This is a genomic window from Corynebacterium minutissimum, assembly GCF_016889765.1.
Taxonomy (GTDB): Bacteria; Actinomycetota; Actinomycetes; order Mycobacteriales; family Mycobacteriaceae; genus Corynebacterium; species Corynebacterium minutissimum_B.
Genome location: NZ_CP069533.1, coordinates 739,316 through 759,153, shown reverse-complemented (window position 1 = coordinate 759,153; position 19,838 = coordinate 739,316). Strand labels below are relative to the sequence as shown.

The window sequence follows — 19,838 nt, the reverse complement described above, 5'->3', positions numbered from 1 at the left end:
GCCTTTAACGCCTCCTTACACACACCATCACGAACCACGTAAAGGATCCCGCAATGTCGCAATATCCCATTTCACTGACCGGACGCCTGACAAGCGATCCACACCTGACCAAAATCAGCGAGACGATGTACAAAACCCGTTTCCGCATCGCCTCCTCCCGCAGCGTTCCTGAGACCACCGAGGAGGGCAAGACCATCTGGCGCGAGCTCGACCTCAACTTTATCGATGCCGAAGTCTGGGGCCAGTGTGCCATCAACGTCAAGAAGTCACTGAGCAAAGGTATGCCCATCTTTGTCATGGGCTCTATCGTCACCGACCAATGGAAGGACCCGCAGGGTGGCAATCGTTCCAAGACGTACATTAAGGCCGGCCATGTGGGCTTAGACCTTAACCGTTTCATTATTACATCGGTAAAGATCGGCACCCCTTATGGAGAAGACGGCGCGGAGCAGTTGTGGTTGGGGGAGAACCCGCCGGTGCCGGACGTGGACCATACGGCGTCGGACAGCGCGGCATCGTCGTCGGAACCGACGGACCCCATGCCTGAGGCGCTACGGGCCACCGAAGATACCCCGCAGGACACGGCCGCTGACCGCCAACAGGCGCAGAGCTCCGCGGAAGAGATTTCAGAGCCGGAGGAGGTCATGGTCTAACCAGGCCGGGGCACCGTCAGCGCCCATGTGATGTAGTCTTTGTACTGTTATTTACCATTCCTGACAGAAGCAAAGGGTGAAACATGGGCGAGTTCATCTACACGATGAAAAACGTGCGCAAGGCCATCGGTGACAAAGTCATTTTGGACAATGTCACTATGGCCTTTTACCCGGGCGCCAAGATTGGCGTCGTGGGCCCCAACGGTGCAGGTAAGTCCTCGATCCTGAAGATCATGGCCGGCCTTGACCAGCCCTCCAATGGTGAGGCCTTTATCGATCCGGGTAAGACCGTGGGCATCCTCCTCCAGGAGCCGCCGCTCAATGAGGAGAAGACGGTTCGCGAGAACGTCGAGGAAGGCCTCGGTGAGATTTTTGAAAAGAAACAGCGCTTCGAGCAGATCGCCGAGGAAATGGCCACCAACTACTCCGACGAGCTCATGGAGGAAATGGGCAAGCTGCAGGAGGAGCTGGACCACGCCGACGCCTGGGAGGTTGACTCCAAGATTGAGCAGGCCATGGAAGCCCTGCGCTGCCCGCCGTCCGATGACCCGGTGACCAACCTTTCGGGTGGTGAGCGCCGCCGCGTGGCCCTGGCCAAGCTGCTGCTGAGCGAGCCGGACCTGCTGCTTCTCGACGAGCCCACGAACCACCTCGACGCCGAGTCCGTCCAGTGGCTGGAGAAGCACCTCGAGTCCTACCCGGGCGCTGTCCTGGCCGTGACACACGACCGCTACTTCCTCGACCACGTCGCGGGCTGGATCTGTGAGGTTGACCGCGGCAAGCTTTACCCCTACGAGGGCAACTACTCCACCTACCTGGAGAAGAAGGCCGAGCGCCTCGAGGTGGCTGGTGCCAAGGACAAGAAGCTGCAGAAGCGCTTGAAGGACGAGCTCGCTTGGGTTCGCTCCGGTGCCAAGGCTCGCCAGGCTAAGAACAAGGCCCGTCTCCAGCGCTACGAGGAGATGGCGGCCGAGGCCGAGCAGTACAAGAAGCTCGACTTTGAAGAGATTCAGATTCCGACCCCACCGCGTCTGGGTAACAAGGTCGTGGAGGTTGAGAACCTGACCAAGGGCTTCGACGGCCGTGTCCTCATCAAGGACCTGTCCTTCACCCTGCCGCGCAACGGCATCGTCGGTGTCATTGGCCCGAACGGTGTGGGTAAGTCCACCCTGTTCAAGACCATCGTGGGCCTGGAGCAGCCGGATTCCGGAACTGTTACCGTCGGTGACACCGTCAAGTTGTCCTACGTGGACCAGGGCCGTGAGAACATCGACCCCGAGGCCACCGTGTGGGAGGTCGTCTCCGGCGGACTGGACTATATCCACGTCGGCCAGAACGAGATGCCTTCACGTGCATACCTGTCGGCCTTCGGCTTTAAGGGCCCAGACCAGCAGAAGCCGTCCAAGGTTCTCTCTGGTGGTGAGCGCAACCGCCTGAACCTGGCGCTGACGCTTAAGGAGGGCGGCAACCTGATCCTCCTCGATGAGCCGACCAACGACCTAGACGTCGAAACCCTCGGCTCCCTTGAGAACGCCCTGGAGAAGTTCCCGGGCTGCGCGGTGGTCATTTCCCACGACCGCTGGTTCCTCGACCGCACCTGTACCCACATCCTGGCGTGGGAGGGCAACGTTGCTGAAGGCCAGTGGTTCTGGTTCGAGGGCAACTTCGGTGACTACGAGAAGAACAAGGTCGAGCGCCTCGGCGAAGAGGCAGCTCGCCCGTCCCGCGTGACGCACCGCAAACTCAGCCGCTAGGTTGAACCCCTTGCCCAGTCGGTAGGCGCAGACTAGCGCCTACCTAAACCTCAGGAAGGAACCTGGAATGTCCGCTCAGAATGTCGTGTCGGAGGGCACCACAGATAACGTCCACGAGTTGACCGTTGGCGTGCGGTGGTCGGACTTCGACATGTATGGCCACATGATGAACGCCAACTTTATCGAGTTGGCACAGGAAGCGCGCTTGGCGTTTGCCATGCACAACTTCTATTCCCGCGGGGTCAACATGGTGGCCTTTGTCCGCCACATTGAGGCCGACTACGTGCGCCCCATAAAGTGGGACGGCCGCCACGGCACGGTGACGGTGGAAACCACGGTGGTGCGCCTCGGCCGCACGTCCTTTACCACGCGTCAGAAGATCAAGGACTCCCAGGGGCAGGTGGCCTGCGTTATCGACTGCGTCCAGGTCACCATCGACCCAGAGACGCAGATGCCGCGCGAGGTGAGCGAGGAGGAGCGCAACATCATCCTCGAGCATGCTGTGGTTGAGCTGGACGATAACGCCTAGTCCATGGTCGGTGAAACGCTCGAAGTACGTAGCGGTGGGGTAGGGCTTCGCGCCCTGCTTACGCGCGCGATTGGCCTCGACGCCTCGGCGTCGGTGCGCCTGCGCCAGCACGACGATGCCTCCGCCGAGGTGTTTGTCACCACACCTTTTGAGGTCGTGGCCTCCCGCCGCGTCGAAGGCGTGGTGGGGCGCGACGGCGCGGTGGTCTCGGCGCAGTCGCTTCTCGACGCCCTCGAGACCTCCCCCGACCCAGATCTCCTCGGTGAGCCCGTGGAGCTTCAACTCGGCCCCGCCCGCGACCCCTCGTGGCCCGGTGCGCTGCCGCCGCAGGACGGTTTTGTGGAGATCGATTCGCTTCCCGTGACCGTCGTACGAGAGCTCGCGGACCAGGGTCAGCAGCTAGCTCGCCAATTCTCTGGTCCGATGGGCCCGCCGGCAAGCCTGCTTAATCAAACCGTCATCACGGTGGAAAACGGGGAGGACAAGGTGGAAATCCCCATGCGGATGATTTTCGCCTGCACCAACTTGGGGCTCATCCCAGGGTTTGCTGCCCCCATGAATGTGCCTCGCCACCTGCGAGTGGCAGGAAAAGGCCGCTGGGTGCGCGTGGATGCCCCCTTTGGCAGCGTCTATCACTCGACGCGCCTGTCCCTCTTCTAAGCGTGGTGGCAAAGCCACCGCGCGCTCTATTGCCATGCGCTAGAGCAGTACCGCGCCAGCCAGGGCCGCGCCCACCGCGACGGCCCAAGGCGGCGCCTTGAAGAACAAAGCTGCACCGGCAGCGACCGCAATCATTCCAGAAGCCCAGCCGGTGACACCGTGGGTAATGATGGGATCCCACAGGGCCGCCACGAGCAGGCCGATGACGGCCGCACTAATCGCGGAGAACGCGCCGCGCAGCCACGCCAGGTGATTCCAGCGCGCCCAAAAATACAACGCCGATAGCGTGAGAAACGCACCGGGCAGAAAGATCAGCACCGTGCCCAAGACGGCGCCCGCGATGCCACCATCAACCGCACCGAGATACGACGCAAAGGTAAACAGCGGTCCTGGCACTCCCTGCGCTACCGAATAGCCGGCTAAAAATTCCTGCTGACTCAGCCAGCCGGCCCCCACGAACTGGTCCTCCAAGAGCGGCAGCACCACGTGCCCGCCGCCAAAGACCAGCGCGCCAGACTGGTAAAAGGCGTTGGCGCGGGTGATGAAGTAGGAATCGGTGAACTGTGCTGCAGCCGCCAAACCACCGAGCAGGAGGAAAAACGCGCCAAGGCAGCCCCAGGCTAGTCCGGCGGGTACCGGGCGGAGGCCGGTAGCGGTGTCGGGTGCCTCGGACGTCGGCAAGAATCGGCGCAGAACCGTTGCCCCCAGCAGACCCGCCGCAGCGAGCACGGCTAATTGCCATGCCGATCCGGCCACCAGGAGTAGGGCAGAACTGATGAGGGCGAGAGCCCAGGTGGTGGGCGTCGTCAAGAGCTTTTTTGCCATGCCCACAATGGCATGCACCACCACGCCGGCCGCCGCAGCGAGAAGACCGGCTAATAATCCGTCGAGCCAGCTCACCCCGCTGCCCGGAACCGCCAGGCCAAACACGGTGAGGATGAGCGCCGACGGGAACGTAAACAGGAACCACGAATACGCCATACCCGCATGCCCCGCGCGTGCGTAGCCCAGCGCCATGCCTACCTTGGAGCTGGCCGGGCCCGGCAAAAATTGCGACATGGCAACCAAATCGGCATAGCTAGCATCCCCCAGCCACCCCCGTCGGTGGACAAACTCGGTCCGGAAATAACCCAGATGGGCCGCAGGCCCCCCGAAAGCGGTCCATCCCAACGGGAGAAACGAACGGCGAACCTCACGCACACTACCGGTTAGATTGCTCATTTCCGGCATCCTAGCCCCTGAAGGGGAAGAGCGCGATTCAGAACGCAAATCGGCCCCCAAGCTGCAGCGTTGTGGACTAAGCTAGGCAAGGCACAAACATTTTCTGTTCCCAAAGGAGCCTGTCACCATGCGCATTGCAGCCCCCAAAGAAATCATGAACAACGAGAACCGAGTAGGCCTTACCCCCAGCGCCGTGCAGACGCTGGTGCAGGACGGCCATGAGGTCCTCATTGAGACCAATGCCGGCGCAGGTGCCTCGTTCCCGGACGAGCTCTACACGGAGGCCGGCGCTACCATCGTTGCGACCGCCGAGGAAGCCTGGGCCGCGGACATGGTGGTCAAGGTCAAGGAGCCGCTCGAGTCAGAGTACGGCTTCCTGCGCGATGACCTTTTGCTCTTCACCTACCTCCACTTGGCAGCCGACCGCCCGCTCACGGAGGCCCTCATGAAGGCTGGCACCACCGCTGTTGCTTATGAGACCGTCACCGATGCCCGCGGCACCCTACCGCTGCTGACGCCGATGTCCCAGGTCGCTGGCCGCCTTGCCGTTATTGAAGGCGTACACCACCTGCTGTCCACGCAGGGCGGCCGCGGTGTGTTGGCTTCCGGCGTGCCGGGTACCCAGCCGGCGCGCGTGGTAGTCATCGGCGGTGGCCAGGTTGGCGCATCGGCGGTGGCCATGGCCCACGGCCTGCGTGCGGAGGTTACTGTGCTGGACCTCGACCCGCACGTGCTGCAGCGCTTCGACGAGCAGTACCAGGGCGGCGTGCGCACCATCGTGTCTGACCCGGCGGCGCTGGAGGCAGAACTCCTCCACGCGGATCTCGTCATCGGCGCGGTTCTCGTGCCGGGTGCCGCAGCGCCGAAGCTGGTGAAGGAAGATGTGGTCAAGCGCATGAAGGAAGGCGCCGTGCTTGTCGACGTCGCCATTGACCAAGGCGGCTGCTTCGAGAACTCCCACAAGACCTCGCACGACGACCCGACTTTCAAGGTTCACGACACCCTCTTCTACTGCGTGGCCAATATGCCGGGGGCCGTGGCCAACACCTCTACCCGCGCGCTGGGTTCGGCCACCTTGCCGTACACGCGTGCGCTTGCCGCGGGCGGCTATGATGCCGCAGTCGAGCGTTTCCCGGGCCTGGCTGGTGGCCTGATGACCCGTGGTGGCGAGCTGGTTTCCCAGCCGGTGAAGGACGCCTTCAACCTTTAAGGCGCTGTATTGATGAGCATCGCTGCTACCCGCTCCATGTGATCCCAGATCATGGTGCGGTAGGCCGGCGGGATGGTGTCTTCATCAATCTTGGCGAGGGAGTTTCCCATGAGCTCCAGCCAGCGATCATGGGCAGCCATGTCGATGGGGTAGGGGGCGTGCCTCATGCGCAGGCGCGGGTGCCCGCGGTTCTCAGAGAAGAGCTGCGGGCCACCCCAGTACTGTACGAGGAACCACAGAAGGCGCTGTTCCGCGCCGTCCCAATCCTGGTCCGGATACATGGGGCCAATGACGTCGTCAGTGCGCACTCGGGCATAAAAGCCGCCAACGAGCTTCTCAAAGGTCTCCATCCCACCGATGGCCTCGTACACACTGTTCGGTTGCATGCCTAGTCTTCCTTTCGCGTCAGGCCTTGTCCTTGACCTGATTCTTCCATGTCGAAGATGGCCATCCCACGCGGGTAGGGGGTGGAAATACTTTCTGCATGCATAGCGCTGAGAATCTTGGACTGGAGAGCGCGCTGGACGTCCCACTGTTTGCCGGGCAGGGTTTTAACGGACACGCGGTAGGACATGTGGTCTACCTCAAGGCCAGACATGCCGTTGACGGTGGGTTCGGCCAAGATGTTGTCACGGATGGTGGGGTCGTGGGAGGCGTCGGCAGCCGCGGCGCTGATGACGGAGAAGGCCTTGTCTGGGTCGTTGCTCAGGGCCACCGGCACCTGGATGCGGGCCACCGAGTAGCGGTCGGAGTGGTTGGCCACTTGCAGAATCTCGCCGTTGCGCACGTACCACAGGGCGCCGTCGATATCGCGGACGGTGGTGATACGCAGGGAGATGGATTCCACATCGCCGAAGACGCCGTTGCCCAAGTCGATGGTGTCACCGATGCCGTACTGGTCCTCCATGAGCATGAAAATGCCGGAGAGGAAGTCCTTGACCAGTGCTTGGGCGCCGAAACCGAGGGCGACACCAACAACACCTGCTGAAGCCACGAGCGGGGCGACGTTGACGCCAAGTTTGTCCAGGATGGCGAGCACGGCCCAGACCCAGACGAAGATAGTTACCGCCGAACGTCCGACGCCCGCCAGGGTCTGGATTCGGGACACTCGGCGGGCTTCGTTGGTGGAGGCGAGGGCTTTGTCGGTTTCCACGTGAGTCTTGCGCGGGGAGAGGGGCGAGCTCAGCTTGCCCTTTTTGATGCTGTTATCAGCCAGCTTGGTGATGAGGCGGCGTAGTAGCCAATTGCCCACGATGGCGACGATCAGGATGAGCCCGATGCCGATGGGCTTATCGACGAGCCACGAGCGCATGTGCTCGCTCTGCCACCACTGGGTGACGCTATCGACGGCGGTGTCTTCGGCGGTAGTAAAAGTGATCACGGGGGCCTTTCGTTTGCTCGTGAGGGACGCCTACCGATAGTAGGCACGATGAGTGAATATTAAAAGGCTGTCACTCTCGCTACTGAACAGCTTGGTCTAGACTGATGTGCCATGACTGACAACCGCACTCTTGGCTTTTCTTCGCGTTCCATCCATGCCGGTTACCAGCCGGATCCGTATATGGGATCCATCAACGTGCCGATTTATGCTTCCACGACCTTCCAACAGGATGGTCTCGCGCAGCTGCGCGGCGGTTACGAGTATGGCCGCGTGGCCAACCCCACGGTCCACTCCTTGGAGAAAACCCTCGCGGCACTTGAAAACGCGTCGTACGCGCGCTGCTTTGCCACGGGCATGGCGGCGGTCGATACCCTCATCCGCATCATCGTGCGCCCGGGTGACCACGTGATTTTGGGTAACGATGCCTATGGCGGCATGTATCGCCTGCTCCACCACGACTACGGCGAGTGGGGCGTGGAGCTGAGCATCGTCAACACCGCGGATACTGCGGCGGTTAAGGCGGCTATCCAGGAGAATACGAAGCTCATTTGGCTCGAGACTCCCACCAACCCGGCCACCACCGTTACGGACATCGCCGAGGTGGCTCAGGCGGTCAAAGCGCTTTCCGACGCCCACATCGTCGTCGACAACACCTTCGCCACGCCCTACCTGCAAAACCCGTTGGAGCTGGGCGCGGACCACGTGCTGCATTCCACCACGAAGTACCTGGGTGGCCACTCCGATGTGCTCGGCGGTGCGGTTGTTACCAACTCGGCTGAGATGGATGAGCGCCTACTCTATTTCCAAGGCAACGTCGGCGCGGTGTCCTCGCCTTTCGACGCCTACCTTACCGCCCGCGGCATCAAGACCCTCGAGGTTCGCATGGACCGCCATTGCGCCAACGCGCAGGCCGTGGCCGAATTCCTCGAGACCCGCCCCGAGGTCAAGCAGGTTCTCTACCCGGGCCTGCCTTCCCACCCCGGCCACGAGCTGGCGAAGAAGCAGATGCGCGGCTTCGGAGGCATGATGTCAGTGCGCTTCCACAGCGAAGAACATGCCCGCCAGGTGTGTCTCAACACTAAACTCATCTCACTCGCCGAGTCCCTCGGAGGTGTGGAGTCCCTTATTGAGCACCCGCAGAACATGACGCACATCTCGGCTGAGGGCTCCGAGCTTGTCCCGCCGGCGGATCTGGTGCGCATCTCGGTGGGCATTGAGTCCATCGATGACCTACTGGCTGACCTCGAGCAGGCCCTCGACGCCCTGAACTAAAACCCGTGGGGGGAAAGAGGCCCCGAGGAGTCAGGGCCACGTGTTAGCTAAAGGGTGCTGAGGAGGGAACCAGCAGTGCGGTCGGTCTCCTGCAGCATGAGCGGGTCTGTGCCCGGCATGGGGGAGATGGTGGTATCCGGCCACTGCGCGTAGGTGGGAATGCCGACGATGTGCAGGCGGGGGTCCTCACCACCGCCGGGGTTCACGACGCGACGGTTCCAGGTTGTTTCCGGTGAACCCGTGGCCTGGCCGTGGTCAACGAAGGCACGCACGCGGCCGTTGAGCGAGACCGCGAGAGGGTCGGCGGCGCGGCGGACGTCGGGGGAGTGCATCCAGGCGTCGATAAGCCAGGCCGAGGAGGCTTCGCCATGCGCGGTGCGCAGCGTAAACTTCTCGCCCACCTCGAGCTGGGGCCGCTCGCCGAGGAAGGTGGCGAGGCCGGCGTCGACAAGCGCGAGCAGTTGGCGCGTGCGGAACAGCGGCGGGCCAGAGCCCACCATCTGGCCGAACGCCATGAATTCCTTGTAGGTACTGGTCCGGGACTCCCACGTCATGCGACCCTCGGAACCAGCTATGGAGGCGGGCTTGCGCGCGGCGGAGATGGCCCACAGCGCGGACTTCAGCGGAGAATCGGCAGCAGCGACTGCCTCGCGGATATCGCGGGCCAAGCCCTCGGCGATGTATTCAGTAAGGTCACCGCCTTCGAAATCGGCTAGCGGGTGAGCCCAGTGTGCCAGGTCTAGCGGCTGGCTCGAGAAACCCTCGAGCGCAGCAGTGAGCTGGTCCGTCATGCTGCGCAAGTCCGCGGCATCAACCGCGGTGGCGTCGATAGTTGCCAGGATGTCCTCGAGGGGGCGCTTAAGCGCCTCAGGGGCCACGCGCGCCTGATTCTCGTAGTACTCGGCGTAGGCATCGCGCAGGATGTGCGGCAGCAGCTGGGTGCCGAAGTCGAGCTCAGCCTTCGGATCGAGAGCGGCCACCGCGGCGCGGAAGCGAGTCAACGCTGCCTTCGGTGGCAACGCGTGGTACTCCGACTTCGGAATATACGGGTATCCGCGGCCCGAACTCACGATGAAGTGCGGCTCGTCGCCGCTCGGCTCGTAGCGCAGCCCGGAGCGCGTCGAAGGATCCTCCACAAACTCACCACCGCGGTCGATGGTGAGCAGAGCCATGACGTCGAAGAAGCCCATTCCCAGTCCGCGGACCAGAACCTTCTCGCCCGCAGGAACGTCGCTCACTGGCTGCTCGACGGGGTTGTCGGGGCGTACCCAGTGCAGACCCGACTGTGCAGCGCCCGCCAGGGCGCGCTCGGATTCGTTCAGAGCGGGGACCTGCCAGCCGTAGGCCAGGGCGGTGGCGTCGGCGGTGATGGTGGTGTCATCGGAAAGTGTAATGACATCCTGCTCACCGCTGTCCTCCACGGACAGCGCGCGGGCGCGGTGCTCGACCACGTTAACGTTCTCCGGCAGCTGTGCCAGTGCTACCTCATAGACCCACTCCAGGTAGGCGCCGTAGAGTGCGCGGGAAGGGTTGGACTCTGGACGGGTCTGTTCAAGCTCTTCGGCGAAGGAGCTGGCGAGGTCGCGGTGGGGTGGGAAGGCGTCGTAAAGCTCCAGTTTGGCGGGGGAAAGGTCTGGGCGCTCGCCGCGCAGCAGCTGGATCCACTCGTAGAGAATGGGGCCTTCCAGTACCGGGGCGGTGGTGGTGGAACCCGGCTCGGTGAAGAGGGTTACCGCGCCAGCGAGCGTGTTCATGCACAGCGTGCGAGTTTGCTCGGTATCCCAAATGCGGCCGGCGCCCAGTGGGGCGTCGTCGATGATGTGCAGCGTCAGGGGTGCTGCAAGAGGGGTGGCGCGCAGGTGGGCGGCGAGGCGCTCAACCAGCGAGATGCCACGTGGGCCGGCGCCAATGAGGGCGATGGAAGGCATAATAATCAAACCTCAATTGTTAGACTATGCTGTCTAGTGGAATAATACCGGTCGGTATGCGTTGTGTTAAATCCACACGCACGACAACGAACTACCTTGTGAAAGCTCTTACCGTGAAAACTCTACGCGCACTCGCCGCCACCCTGGCCGCAGCTCTTGCCGCTTCCGTTGGCGCCTGCTCGGCCGCAGACCGGCCGGCCGGGGAGGACAACGTCCTCACCTATCTCGAGCCGCAATTTTTCCGCACGCTGTACCCACCCGCAGCGGGTTTCTATCCCAACGGCGGCGTGGTCAACCAGCTCACCGACCGCCTCCTATACCAAGACCCAGTGACCTTGGATCTCTCGCCGTGGATCGCCACGCAGATGCCCGAAGTCAACGAGGACGCCACCGAGTACACCTTCGATATCCGCACGGACGTCACGTACTCCGATGGCTCCCCGCTTACCGCGGAGAACGTCGTGGCTAACTTTGACCTGTTTGGCCGCGGCGATAAAACCCGCACGCTGACCAGCTCGGAGCAGATCGCGAATTATGACCGCGGCGAGGTCGTTGACGAGGACACCGTGAAGTTCTACTTCACCAAACCCTCCCCAGGCTTCCTCCAAGCCACCTCCGCCTACAACGCTGGCCTGCTATCTGATTCGACCCTCGCGCTCGACAACGAGGGCTTCGGCCCCGGCAACGCGGTGAACGTCATTGGTTCTGGGCCGTTCGTGGTGGAGTCGGAAGAAATCGGCACCGATCTTAAGCTCGAGGCCCGCGAGGATTATGACTGGGCCCCGCCCGCCGTGAAGCACCAAGGCCGCGCGCAGATCGACGGCATTCACTACATCTTGGCCGCTGAGGAGTCCGTGCGCACCGGCGCAATTACCTCGGGACAAGCGGACATCGCCCGCCAGATTTCCGCCCCGCAGGAATCCTTGTTGGAAGACCGCGGCATCAGCATTGTCTCGCGCGGTACCAACTCGATGAATAACCAGTTCGCCTTCCGTTTCGATCACCCGCTGCTGCAGGACAAACGTGTGCGCGAGGCCATCATTCACGGCGTCGACCGCGAGGAGATTCTCCGCGTGCTCTTCTCCGATTCTTACCCGCTGGCCACCTCAACCGTGGCGAAGACCGGCTTGGCCTACAAGGACCAATCCGCTGCCTATACGTTCGACCCGGAGGAGTCGAAGCGCCTCCTCGATGAGGCTGGCTGGAAGCCAGGCCCCGATGGCATCCGCGTCAAGGACGGAAAGCGCCTGAGCCTGCGCACGAACACCGCGCTGCCGCAGCCGCGCTCCAAAGAGGTCATGACGATGGTGCAGGATCAGCTGCGCGGAATCGGAATTGAAATCCAAGTCAACGCCGGTGACCAGGCCACCCAGAACGCCGACGCCAAGGACGTCAACAAGGTGCAGATTTATCACTCGATGGTGGGCCGCGCCGATTACGACGTCATCACCTCGCTCTACGGCATCAACAACCGCGACGCTTTCCTTAACCAGGATGGGGAAGGGGAGCCCGTCGATAAGCACCTGCAAGAGCTTCTCGACGTCGTCCTCGGCACCCCCGACGTGCAAGGCCGCATCAAGGCCACTGAAGACGTCCAGGATTACATCACGGAGCAGGCCTATGCACTGCCGCTCTTTGAGGAACCCGTGGTTTACGCCGTGCGTCCGGAGGTATCCGGCTTTAGCCCCGAGTCGGTCGCGCGTCCGTGGTTCTACGAGGTCACCATCGACAGGAAGGGCAAGTAGATGACAACCCGCCAGATTCTTAGCCGCATCGGGCAAGCCGTGCTCGTGCTGCTTATTACCTATACCGTGGCCTTCTTCCTCCTCTCGGCGCTGCCGTCGGATGCGGTGCAGTCGCGCTTCGGTGACCCGGCCCTGGGCCTGTCCCAAGCAGAGATTGACGCTATCCGGGAGGAGATGGGCGTCGACAAGCCGCTCATGGTTCAGTACTTCACCGCGTTGGGTGGTTTCCTGACCGGCCATTTCGGTAACTCGACGCAGTCGGGTGCGCCGGTAGCCACGCTGCTTGCCGACGCCCTTCCCCGCACCCTCATCCTCGCCGCTTGCGCCATTGGCTTGGCCATCATCGTGGCCGTGCTGGTGGCCTTTTTGGCCACGTTGCCGGGGATGGGTAGTATCGCTACCTTCTTCCGTGGCCTGCCGTCCCTCATGGTCTCCCTGCCCGGATTCTGGATCGGTATTCTGCTCATCCAGGTCTTTTCCTTCCAGCTGGGCTGGGTACGCGTCATTGAGCCCGGCAGCGTGGAGGGGCTTATCTTGCCTACGCTCACGCTGGCGGTTCCGATGACTGCTCCGCTCATCCAGGTGCTCATCCGCTCTATCGATGAGACGCAATCGCGTCCCTTCGTGCAGGCGGTGCGCTCGCGTGGTGCCTCGGAGTCCTGGATTTTCTGGCGCACCATCCTCCGCAACTCGCTGCTGCCGACTCTGACCATGGCGGGCTTGCTTTTCGGCGAGCTGGTGGGTGGTGCCGTGGTGACGGAGACCGTCTTTGGTCGCACCGGTTTGGGCTACATGACCGCCCAGGCCGTGGCTAACCGCGATACCCCGGTGTTGCTGGCTGTGGTGCTTATCGCTGCTACTTCCTACATCATCATCAACCTTGTTGTGGACCTTCTCTACCCAGTGCTCGATCCGCGCCTGCGGGCGAAGTCCTCCGACCACAAGGCTCCCCGGACGCCCGCCGCAGCCCCGGCTGTTGGCTCTGAAGAAAGGACGGTGCGCTCATGAGCATGATGCACACTAAGCCGCGCCGCGGCTACCGTCGTGCCGCTGCTGGCCAGGGTAACCCTTGGCTTAAGCCGGGCTCTCTTATCGCCATCGTTATTCTGGCCGTGGCTTTCCTTGCTGCGTTGTTCCCGGGCCTGTTTACGTCGGCCGACCCGTATGCCGGCACCGACGTCGCCTTGCTCCCGCCGGGCGAGAATGGCCACCTCATGGGCACCGATGCGGTGGGCCGTGACCTCTATGCCCGCGTGGTCTACGGCGCGCGCCAGTCCCTCCTTGGGGCGCTCATCGCCGTGGCGGTGGGGCTCGTCGTCGGCACGCTCATTGGTTTGCTGGCTGGTTCTCTGCGGGGAATCGTTGACACTATCCTCATGCGCGTTGTCGACGTGCTGCTGTCCATCCCCGGCATCCTGCTGTCGCTGTCCATCATCATCGTGCTGGGCTTCGGCTCGGTCCAGGCGGCGGTCGCCGTCGGCGCGACCTCGGTGGCGACCTTCGCGCGCCTGGCTCGCTCCCAGGTCATCACCGTGGCCAATGCCGAGTACATCGAGGCGGCTTACGGTGCTGGCGCGACCCGCACCACGGTGCTGCTGCGCCACATCCTGCCGAACTCGCTGACCCCGGTTATCGCTCTGGCTACCTTGCAGTTCGGCACTGCCATCCTGCAGCTGTCGATTCTCGGCTTCCTGGGCTACGGCGCCCCGCCGCCCACCCCGGAGTGGGGCCTCATTATTGCCGAGGGCCGCGACTTCATGGCCACCGCCTGGTGGCTCATCATCCTGCCCGGCATCGCTCTGGCAGCCGTGGTGATGTCCGCCAACCGCCTGTCCCGCAACTTCCCCGTGGAGGCCTAAAATGTCTGAAGCAACACGCTCAACGCAGCCCCTGCTCACCGTGCGAGACCTCAACGTCTCCTATGCCACAGAACGCGGTGACGTTCCCGCCGTCCAAGGGGTCAATCTCGCAGTGTACCCGGGGCAAATGACCGCCATCGTGGGCGAGTCCGGCTCCGGCAAGACCACCTCTGCTATGGCCGCCATTGGCCTGCTGCCCTCCAACGCCACGATTGACGCCGGCACCATCACCTTCGATGGCCGCGATATCACCTCGTTGCGCCGTCGCGAGTGGCTCGAGCTGCGCGGTCGCCGCATCGGGCTCATCCCGCAGGACCCGAACAACTCGCTTAATCCTCTCAAGACCATCGGCGCCTCGGTGGAGGAGGGCCTAGCCATCCACCACATCGGCAGCGTCGCCGAGCGCAAAGCCCGCGCGCTGGAGCTGCTGGAGCGCGTTGGCATCGATGACCCCGAGCGCCGCTATAACCAGTACCCGCACGAGCTCTCGGGCGGTATGAAACAGCGCGTGCTCATCGCTGCGGCCGTGGCGCTGGAGCCGGACCTCATCATCGCCGACGAGCCCACTTCTGCCCTCGATGTCACGGTGCAGAAGATTATCCTCGATCTCCTCGATGACATGCGCGCGGAGCTCGGCATGGGCATCCTCTTTATCACCCACGACTTGGCGGTGGCGGGCGATCGCGCCGACCGCGTGGTGGTCATGGAGTCCGGCCAGCTGCGCGAGGAGGGCCTAGCCGCCACTGTCCTGACGAACCCGCAGCACGACTACACCAAACGCCTGCTTGCCGACGCCCCCTCCCTCACCGTCGCCGACGCCGGCGCCGCGCCGGTTACTGAACGCACCGCGGGCGAACCTTTGGTAAAGGTGGAGGGCCTGACCCAACGCTTTGGTGATTTCACCGCCGTCGATGACATCTCCTTCACCGTGGCCAAGGGCTCCACCCACGCGCTAGTGGGCGAGTCCGGCTCCGGCAAGACGACGACTGGGCGCAGCATCGCCATGTTCAACACCCCGACGTCGGGCAGCATCACCGTGGGTGGGCGCGACATCGTGGGCCTGCGCGGTAAGGCCTTGCGCGAAGAGCGCAACAATATCCAGCTGGTCTACCAGAATCCCTACGGCTCCCTGGACCCCAAGCAGTCCATCGGCCAGACGGTGGCGGAGCCGCTGCGGAACTTGAAGGGGGCGCGTGCAAGCACGGCGAAAGCCAAAGCCAAGGAGTTCCTGGATTTGGTGGCGCTCAACCCGGACTACTATGACCGCCGCCCACGCGAGCTCTCCGGCGGCCAGCGCCAGCGCGTGGCCATTGCCCGCGCCATGATTGTGGAGCCGGAGTTGGTCATCCTTGACGAGGCCGTTTCCGCGCTCGACGTCACCGTACAGGCGCAGATCCTGCGCCTGCTTGCCCGACTGCAGGAGGAGCTTGGCCTGACCTACATCTTCATCTCGCACGACCTGGCGGTAGTCAACCAAATCTCCGATACCGTGTCCGTGCTGTCGAAGGGCCAACAGGTGGAATATGGGCCCACAGCCGAGGTCTTCAGCAACCCACAGTCACCGTTTACCAGGAAGCTTATCGAGGCCATTCCCGGCTCGCGCTACCGCGCCGGCGACCTCAACCTCGGCCTGTAGCCTGGGGCCAATCAAGAAAGGATTAGTTCATGGCAGACATCATTAACCTACTGGCGGGCGTCGAGGGGGACGTCGCCAAGCTGCGCGAGCGCCGCCCCGAAGCACAGGACAACGCACAGGCCTCCTTCGCTGCGCTCCTCGAGCCTAAAGAGCCCGGCACGTTCAGCTATGTGGAGCGCTACGCCATCGCGACGTTTGTTGCTGGCATTTACCAGGCTCCGCAGGCGGTGGAGTTCTATTCCGACCTGTTGGCGGAGGAATCGGAGCAACTCGCCGAAGAAGTGGCCCGCGCGGTGGAGCGCGGCATCACCACCGGCCCTTACATTGATGGCGGCTTTGCGCTTTTCGACGGCTCCCCGCGCCTCGCCGCCGCCCTTGACTTCGCCCACCTGCTGGCCTTCCACCCCAAGGACGCCTCCCCGGCCGCGATTGGTCATCTCCAGGCGGCCGGCTGGTCCAACGACGATATCGTGACGCTGGCACAGCTCGTGAGCTTCCTGTCCTTCCAGCTGCGGGTGGCGCACGGTTTGTCCGTTCTGGCTGGCTCCGCGCAGCCCGCACCCGTGATGGAGGCGCCGCGCCCAACCCAAACCCCGGAGTGGGTGCCGGGGGAGGGGACGTTGGTGCCGGACGTCGTTAAGCCGCAGGGTTTTGTGGCGCACTCGCTGGGATGGAAGCCGTGGGTGCCACCGCAGCCGAAGGAGGAGTTCACCGACGTGCAGCGCGACGCTCTGATTAAACCCGAGCGCATCGACATGGAGTACTTCCGCCTGCTGGCCCGCGACCCGGCAGCGCTCAAGGCGCGCACGCTCACGGACCTGGATATTTTCTACAACACCGATGGTGGCTTGGGCCGCGCCGAGCGTGAGCTGGCCGCCACAGTAGTCTCGCGCCTCAACGGCTGTGAGTACTGCGCGTCGGTGCACCAGCAGCGCGCCAAGGAGGAGGGCGGTGACGCTGCGGCGGTTGACCGGCTTCTCGACGAGGGCGTTTCCGCCGACCTGGGCTCGGAACAGTGGTCCGCCATCCGTGACGCCGCTCTCGCCCTGACTGAGTCGCCCTTCGCGTTCGACGCCTCCCACGTGGATGGTCTCCGCGAGGCGGGTTTCGATACGCTATCCATCATCGACGTCATCAACTCCTCCGCGTTCTTCAACTGGGCAAATCGCCTGATGCTGACGCTGGGGGAGCCGGACGTGCCGAAGCGCTTCCGCTAACCGAAGGAGGAACAAACATGCTGAAGACTGCCGTTGTCACCGGAGCAACCGGTGGGATGGGCGTGGAGATCATCAAGGACCTTGCGCGAGACCACCGCGTGTATGCACTAGGTCGGCGCGCCGGGGAGCTGCCGGAGGCGGAGAACATCGTGCCGGTGAGCGTCGACTTGCTGTCGCTTCTCGATGGCTCAGCGCTCCCTGACGAGCTGGCTTCGCTCGAGCGCGTGGACGTGCTCGTGCATGCGGCAGCCCGGGCGGACAAGCGCTCGGTGGAGAGCGCTCGGCCTGAGGATTGGCGCGCACAGATGGACCTCAACGTACACGTTCCGGCGGAGCTGACCCGCCTGCTCCTGCCCGCGCTGCGTGCGGCCGAGGGACTTGCGGTGTTCATCAACTCCGGTGCTGGTATCCACTCTTATGGCGACAACGTCATCTACGCGGCCACCAAACATGCGCTTTACGCGCTTGCGGACGGCCTGCGCCTCGGCGAACTCGGCATCCGCGTGTCCACCGTCGCGCCGGGCCCGACGGATACCCCGATGCTGCAGGGCTTGCAGGACTACAATCCGGAGCACGTTATCGCCCCGGTCGAGGTAGCGAAGGCCATCCGCGCCACCGTTGATGCTGGCCCGACGACGCAGCTGACCGAGATTCGCGTGCGCCCGCGTATTGAGCTCAACCAGCGGAAGTAAGCACCCGTCGCTCGAGATGCAAAAACCGTGGGGCGCGGTACAGTTGTGAGACGTGTCCACCTCTCAACGCCGCCGCCCTGCGTACTTGGTGATCGCGGATTCGCTGCGGAGCAAGATTGAATCCGGTGAGCTGCAGCCGGGCGACCGTTTCCCCACGGAGCGGGAGCTGGTCCAGGAATACAAGGTGGCGCGCATGACGGTGCGCCACGCGCTCGACATCGTGCAGATTGAAGGACTCATCGACCGCAAACGAGGCCGCACTGGCGGCACCTTCGTGCGTGCGACCCCGCCGACGCTGAGCCTGACGAGTGGGCGCAGTGCTCTGCAGCAGCTGCGCGAACACGGTCTCGATATTTCGGTGCAGGTGCTTTCACTTGTGCTTATCGACGCCCCCGGCCACCTCGCCTCCGCCCTCGGCATCGAGGATGAGGACCCCGTGTGGGAGGCGCGCGCAGTGCATGTGTCGGAAGGCTCGCCCATCATGGCCACGACCCTGCTCATCCCGCATTCCTTGGCACCAGAGCTTAAGGAGCAGGACTTGGAGAAGCCGCTGTCTACGCTATTGGCGGAGCTGGGGCTTCCACCGGTGTTCAAGCGAGATTCCCTCATGGCGGCCACCGCGCGCACGGAGGAACAAAAGATACTTGGGGTCGGCCGTACACAACCGGTCTTGCGGATTACTCGCACCGTCAAGATGGAGGACGGCACCGTGGTCGCTCAGCTGGAGGAAACCCTGCGCCCCGACGCCGTCTCCGTCGAAGTTGAGCTTGGCGAGGATCCCTCACCGTCCCTCGACTAACCCCTGCGCCCAATCTAATCGTGCGGTTATAGAATGCACGCACCTGCTTGGGCTACAAGTGGGATCGCCGATGTGCCCGCTGACCGTGCTGTGGTCGGCGGGTTTCATCGTTGCGGCGCGGGCGCGTGGTTTGGCGTTCCGGTGCTCGCGTTGCCTAATCGCGGGCGTTTAGCCTGATCCTGGCGGTGGGTCGGGTGGTTGCCCTGTGGCTTGTCCTGTTGCTTTCTCAGAAGCGAGTCTGGTTGTGGCTTCTTGGTATTCGGGCATGGCGGTAATTGGCACACCCCAGGGCGGGATGTATGTGATGCCGGTGTTCAACCGGAACATGTAGCCCCTGCCTGTGGGGCGTTTAGGGTCATCGTCGTTAATGCCGTTGTGGTAGGCGCAGAGGAAGGTGAGGTTTTTGAGGTTGGTGAAACCTCCTGCTTGCCAGGGGATGAGGTGGTGGACTTCGCAGTAATCAGCGGGTTTGTTGCAGCCGGGCCTAGAGCAGGTTTGGAATTCAGCTGCCAGGCTGATGCGTTGTTTCCAGCTGGCATGCCGCTTAATCCGGTAGGAGTTAACCGGGCCTTCAAGGGGGTGGATGATGGTGGCGTAGCCGATCTCGGCAAACTTGTAGGCTAAGAAATCTGCGCCGGTCATGCGTGCGCCGTTGGTGAGGTTAAGTTCTATTTCCTCCCCATCACCGTTGATGATTTGGTCGAGTTCGTTGAGGGTGACAACGACTTGGGCATGTACGGCGGGTTTGGTGCCAATACCGCCGGTGACAATGACGGTGCGGGCAGCATCAAGCAGGTTTGTTTTATTAACGGATTCTAGGGTTCCGCGGATGTCGGCGATGACGGTCGGGGCGTCGGTGATGGTGATGGAGTTCGGGCCCTTGGAGCGGTAGGTGAAGCGGACTCCGGGTTTAGCTACACGTTTGGCACGAAGCTCCTTTAAGCGCTTGGTGGCAACCTGGCGGATTTTGTGGGCGGGGGTGCTGGCAAGCTTGATGCGTAGGTTCCAGGCATCGAGGTCTTTTCTGACTTTGGCGGTGTAGGACTCAATCAGGGTGAGAACGCTAAGGCTATGTTGTTGTCCCATCGCGGCGGCACGGGCTTTGCGTTGTTTGCCGGTAAAGCGAGTGTGCCCGAAGTAGGTGCGGTGAAGGTGGGCGAGTTCTGTGGCGTCGGCTGGGTCGGCGCCGAGCGTGCGAAGCTCATCGGGTGAGCTGGTTGCTTGTTCCACTAGCGCGATCCCCGAGTTGCGGTAGTGGAAGTAGGTTTCTAGTACCCCCATG

Annotated in this window: 18 protein-coding genes; 13 read left to right on the top strand and 5 right to left on the bottom strand. The window is 63.1% G+C overall.

Translation table 11 applies throughout. The features are described 5' to 3' along the window. Positions 1-53: 53 nt before the first annotated feature. The 4 genes from I6J26_RS03505 (at position 54) to I6J26_RS03490 (ending at position 3,596) form a co-directional block, all read left to right on the top strand. Complete coding sequence (locus tag I6J26_RS03505; RefSeq protein ID WP_115023309.1) at positions 54-653, top strand: single-stranded DNA-binding protein; 600 nt, start codon at positions 54-56, stop codon at positions 651-653. 83 nt (positions 654-736) lie between these two features. Then, positions 737-2,407, top strand: a complete 1,671-nt coding sequence (ettA, locus tag I6J26_RS03500; protein ID WP_115023306.1) for an energy-dependent translational throttle protein EttA — start codon at positions 737-739, stop codon at positions 2,405-2,407. Positions 2,408-2,474: 67 nt separating this feature from the next. After that, positions 2,475-2,936 (top strand): acyl-CoA thioesterase, encoded by a 462-nt coding sequence (locus I6J26_RS03495; protein WP_115023304.1) that lies wholly within the window; start codon positions 2,475-2,477, stop codon positions 2,934-2,936. 3 nt (positions 2,937-2,939) lie between these two features. After that, positions 2,940-3,596, top strand: a complete 657-nt coding sequence (locus I6J26_RS03490; RefSeq protein ID WP_115023301.1) for a hypothetical protein — start codon at positions 2,940-2,942, stop codon at positions 3,594-3,596. A gap of 39 nt (positions 3,597-3,635) precedes the next feature. Here the strand turns inward: I6J26_RS03490 and chrA are convergent, their stop codons facing one another. Beyond that, on the bottom strand, positions 3,636-4,817 hold the full coding sequence (chrA, locus tag I6J26_RS03485; RefSeq protein WP_395858307.1) for a chromate efflux transporter: 1,182 nt from the start codon (positions 4,815-4,817) through the stop codon (positions 3,636-3,638). Positions 4,818-4,944: 127 nt separating this feature from the next. Here chrA and ald point away from each other — a divergent pair, with 127 nt between their 5' ends. Then, positions 4,945-6,027: an alanine dehydrogenase gene (gene ald, locus I6J26_RS03480; RefSeq protein WP_115023296.1), complete on the top strand. Its 1,083-nt coding sequence runs from the start codon at positions 4,945-4,947 to the stop codon at positions 6,025-6,027. Here ald and I6J26_RS03475 read toward each other — a convergent pair. Beyond that, positions 6,024-6,413 (bottom strand): globin, encoded by a 390-nt coding sequence (locus tag I6J26_RS03475; protein WP_115023293.1) that lies wholly within the window; start codon positions 6,411-6,413, stop codon positions 6,024-6,026. The two genes, ald and I6J26_RS03475, sit on opposite strands and share 4 nt — an antisense overlap. A gap of 2 nt (positions 6,414-6,415) precedes the next feature. Then, positions 6,416-7,339 (bottom strand): mechanosensitive ion channel family protein, encoded by a 924-nt coding sequence (locus I6J26_RS03470; protein WP_115024445.1) that lies wholly within the window; start codon positions 7,337-7,339, stop codon positions 6,416-6,418. A gap of 180 nt (positions 7,340-7,519) precedes the next feature. Between I6J26_RS03470 and I6J26_RS03465 the strand changes: the two genes are divergently transcribed. After that, entirely contained in the window at positions 7,520-8,680 is a 1,161-nt protein-coding gene (locus tag I6J26_RS03465; protein ID WP_115023291.1) for a cystathionine gamma-synthase, read from the top strand. Between the two features lie 47 nt (positions 8,681-8,727). Here the strand turns inward: I6J26_RS03465 and I6J26_RS03460 are convergent, their stop codons facing one another. After that, a complete protein-coding gene (locus I6J26_RS03460; protein ID WP_115023289.1) occupies positions 8,728-10,608 on the bottom strand; it encodes an FAD/NAD(P)-binding protein in 1,881 nt (626 codons plus the stop codon). 56 nt (positions 10,609-10,664) lie between these two features. Here I6J26_RS03460 and I6J26_RS03455 point away from each other — a divergent pair, with 56 nt between their 5' ends. From I6J26_RS03455 to I6J26_RS03425, 7 genes are read left to right on the top strand one after another with little or no spacing between them, the layout of a single operon-like run. After that, complete coding sequence (locus tag I6J26_RS03455; RefSeq protein WP_115023286.1) at positions 10,665-12,353, top strand: TIGR04028 family ABC transporter substrate-binding protein; 1,689 nt, start codon at positions 10,665-10,667, stop codon at positions 12,351-12,353. Next, the gene (locus I6J26_RS03450; RefSeq protein WP_115023285.1) at positions 12,354-13,361 is read left to right on the top strand and encodes an ABC transporter permease; all 1,008 of its coding nucleotides are present in this window, start codon (positions 12,354-12,356) and stop codon (positions 13,359-13,361) included. Then, a complete protein-coding gene (locus tag I6J26_RS03445; RefSeq protein ID WP_115023283.1) occupies positions 13,358-14,212 on the top strand; it encodes an ABC transporter permease in 855 nt (284 codons plus the stop codon). The genes I6J26_RS03450 and I6J26_RS03445 overlap by 4 nt, the downstream gene beginning before the upstream one ends. Position 14,213: 1 nt before the next feature. Next, on the top strand, positions 14,214-15,848 hold the full coding sequence (locus I6J26_RS03440) for a dipeptide ABC transporter ATP-binding protein (RefSeq protein WP_115023280.1): 1,635 nt from the start codon (positions 14,214-14,216) through the stop codon (positions 15,846-15,848). 29 nt (positions 15,849-15,877) lie between these two features. Next, the gene (locus tag I6J26_RS03435) at positions 15,878-17,065 is read left to right on the top strand and encodes an alkylhydroperoxidase domain protein (protein WP_115023278.1); all 1,188 of its coding nucleotides are present in this window, start codon (positions 15,878-15,880) and stop codon (positions 17,063-17,065) included. Positions 17,066-17,082: 17 nt separating this feature from the next. Continuing rightward, positions 17,083-17,757, top strand: a complete 675-nt coding sequence (locus I6J26_RS03430; protein ID WP_115023275.1) for an SDR family oxidoreductase — start codon at positions 17,083-17,085, stop codon at positions 17,755-17,757. Between the two features lie 52 nt (positions 17,758-17,809). Then, entirely contained in the window at positions 17,810-18,556 is a 747-nt protein-coding gene (locus I6J26_RS03425) for a GntR family transcriptional regulator (protein WP_070673140.1), read from the top strand. A 168-nt stretch (positions 18,557-18,724) separates the two neighbouring features. Here I6J26_RS03425 and I6J26_RS03420 read toward each other — a convergent pair whose 3' ends face one another. Continuing rightward, complete coding sequence (locus I6J26_RS03420) at positions 18,725-19,837, bottom strand: HNH endonuclease signature motif containing protein (RefSeq protein WP_115023273.1); 1,113 nt, start codon at positions 19,835-19,837, stop codon at positions 18,725-18,727. Position 19,838 lies beyond the last annotated feature (1 nt).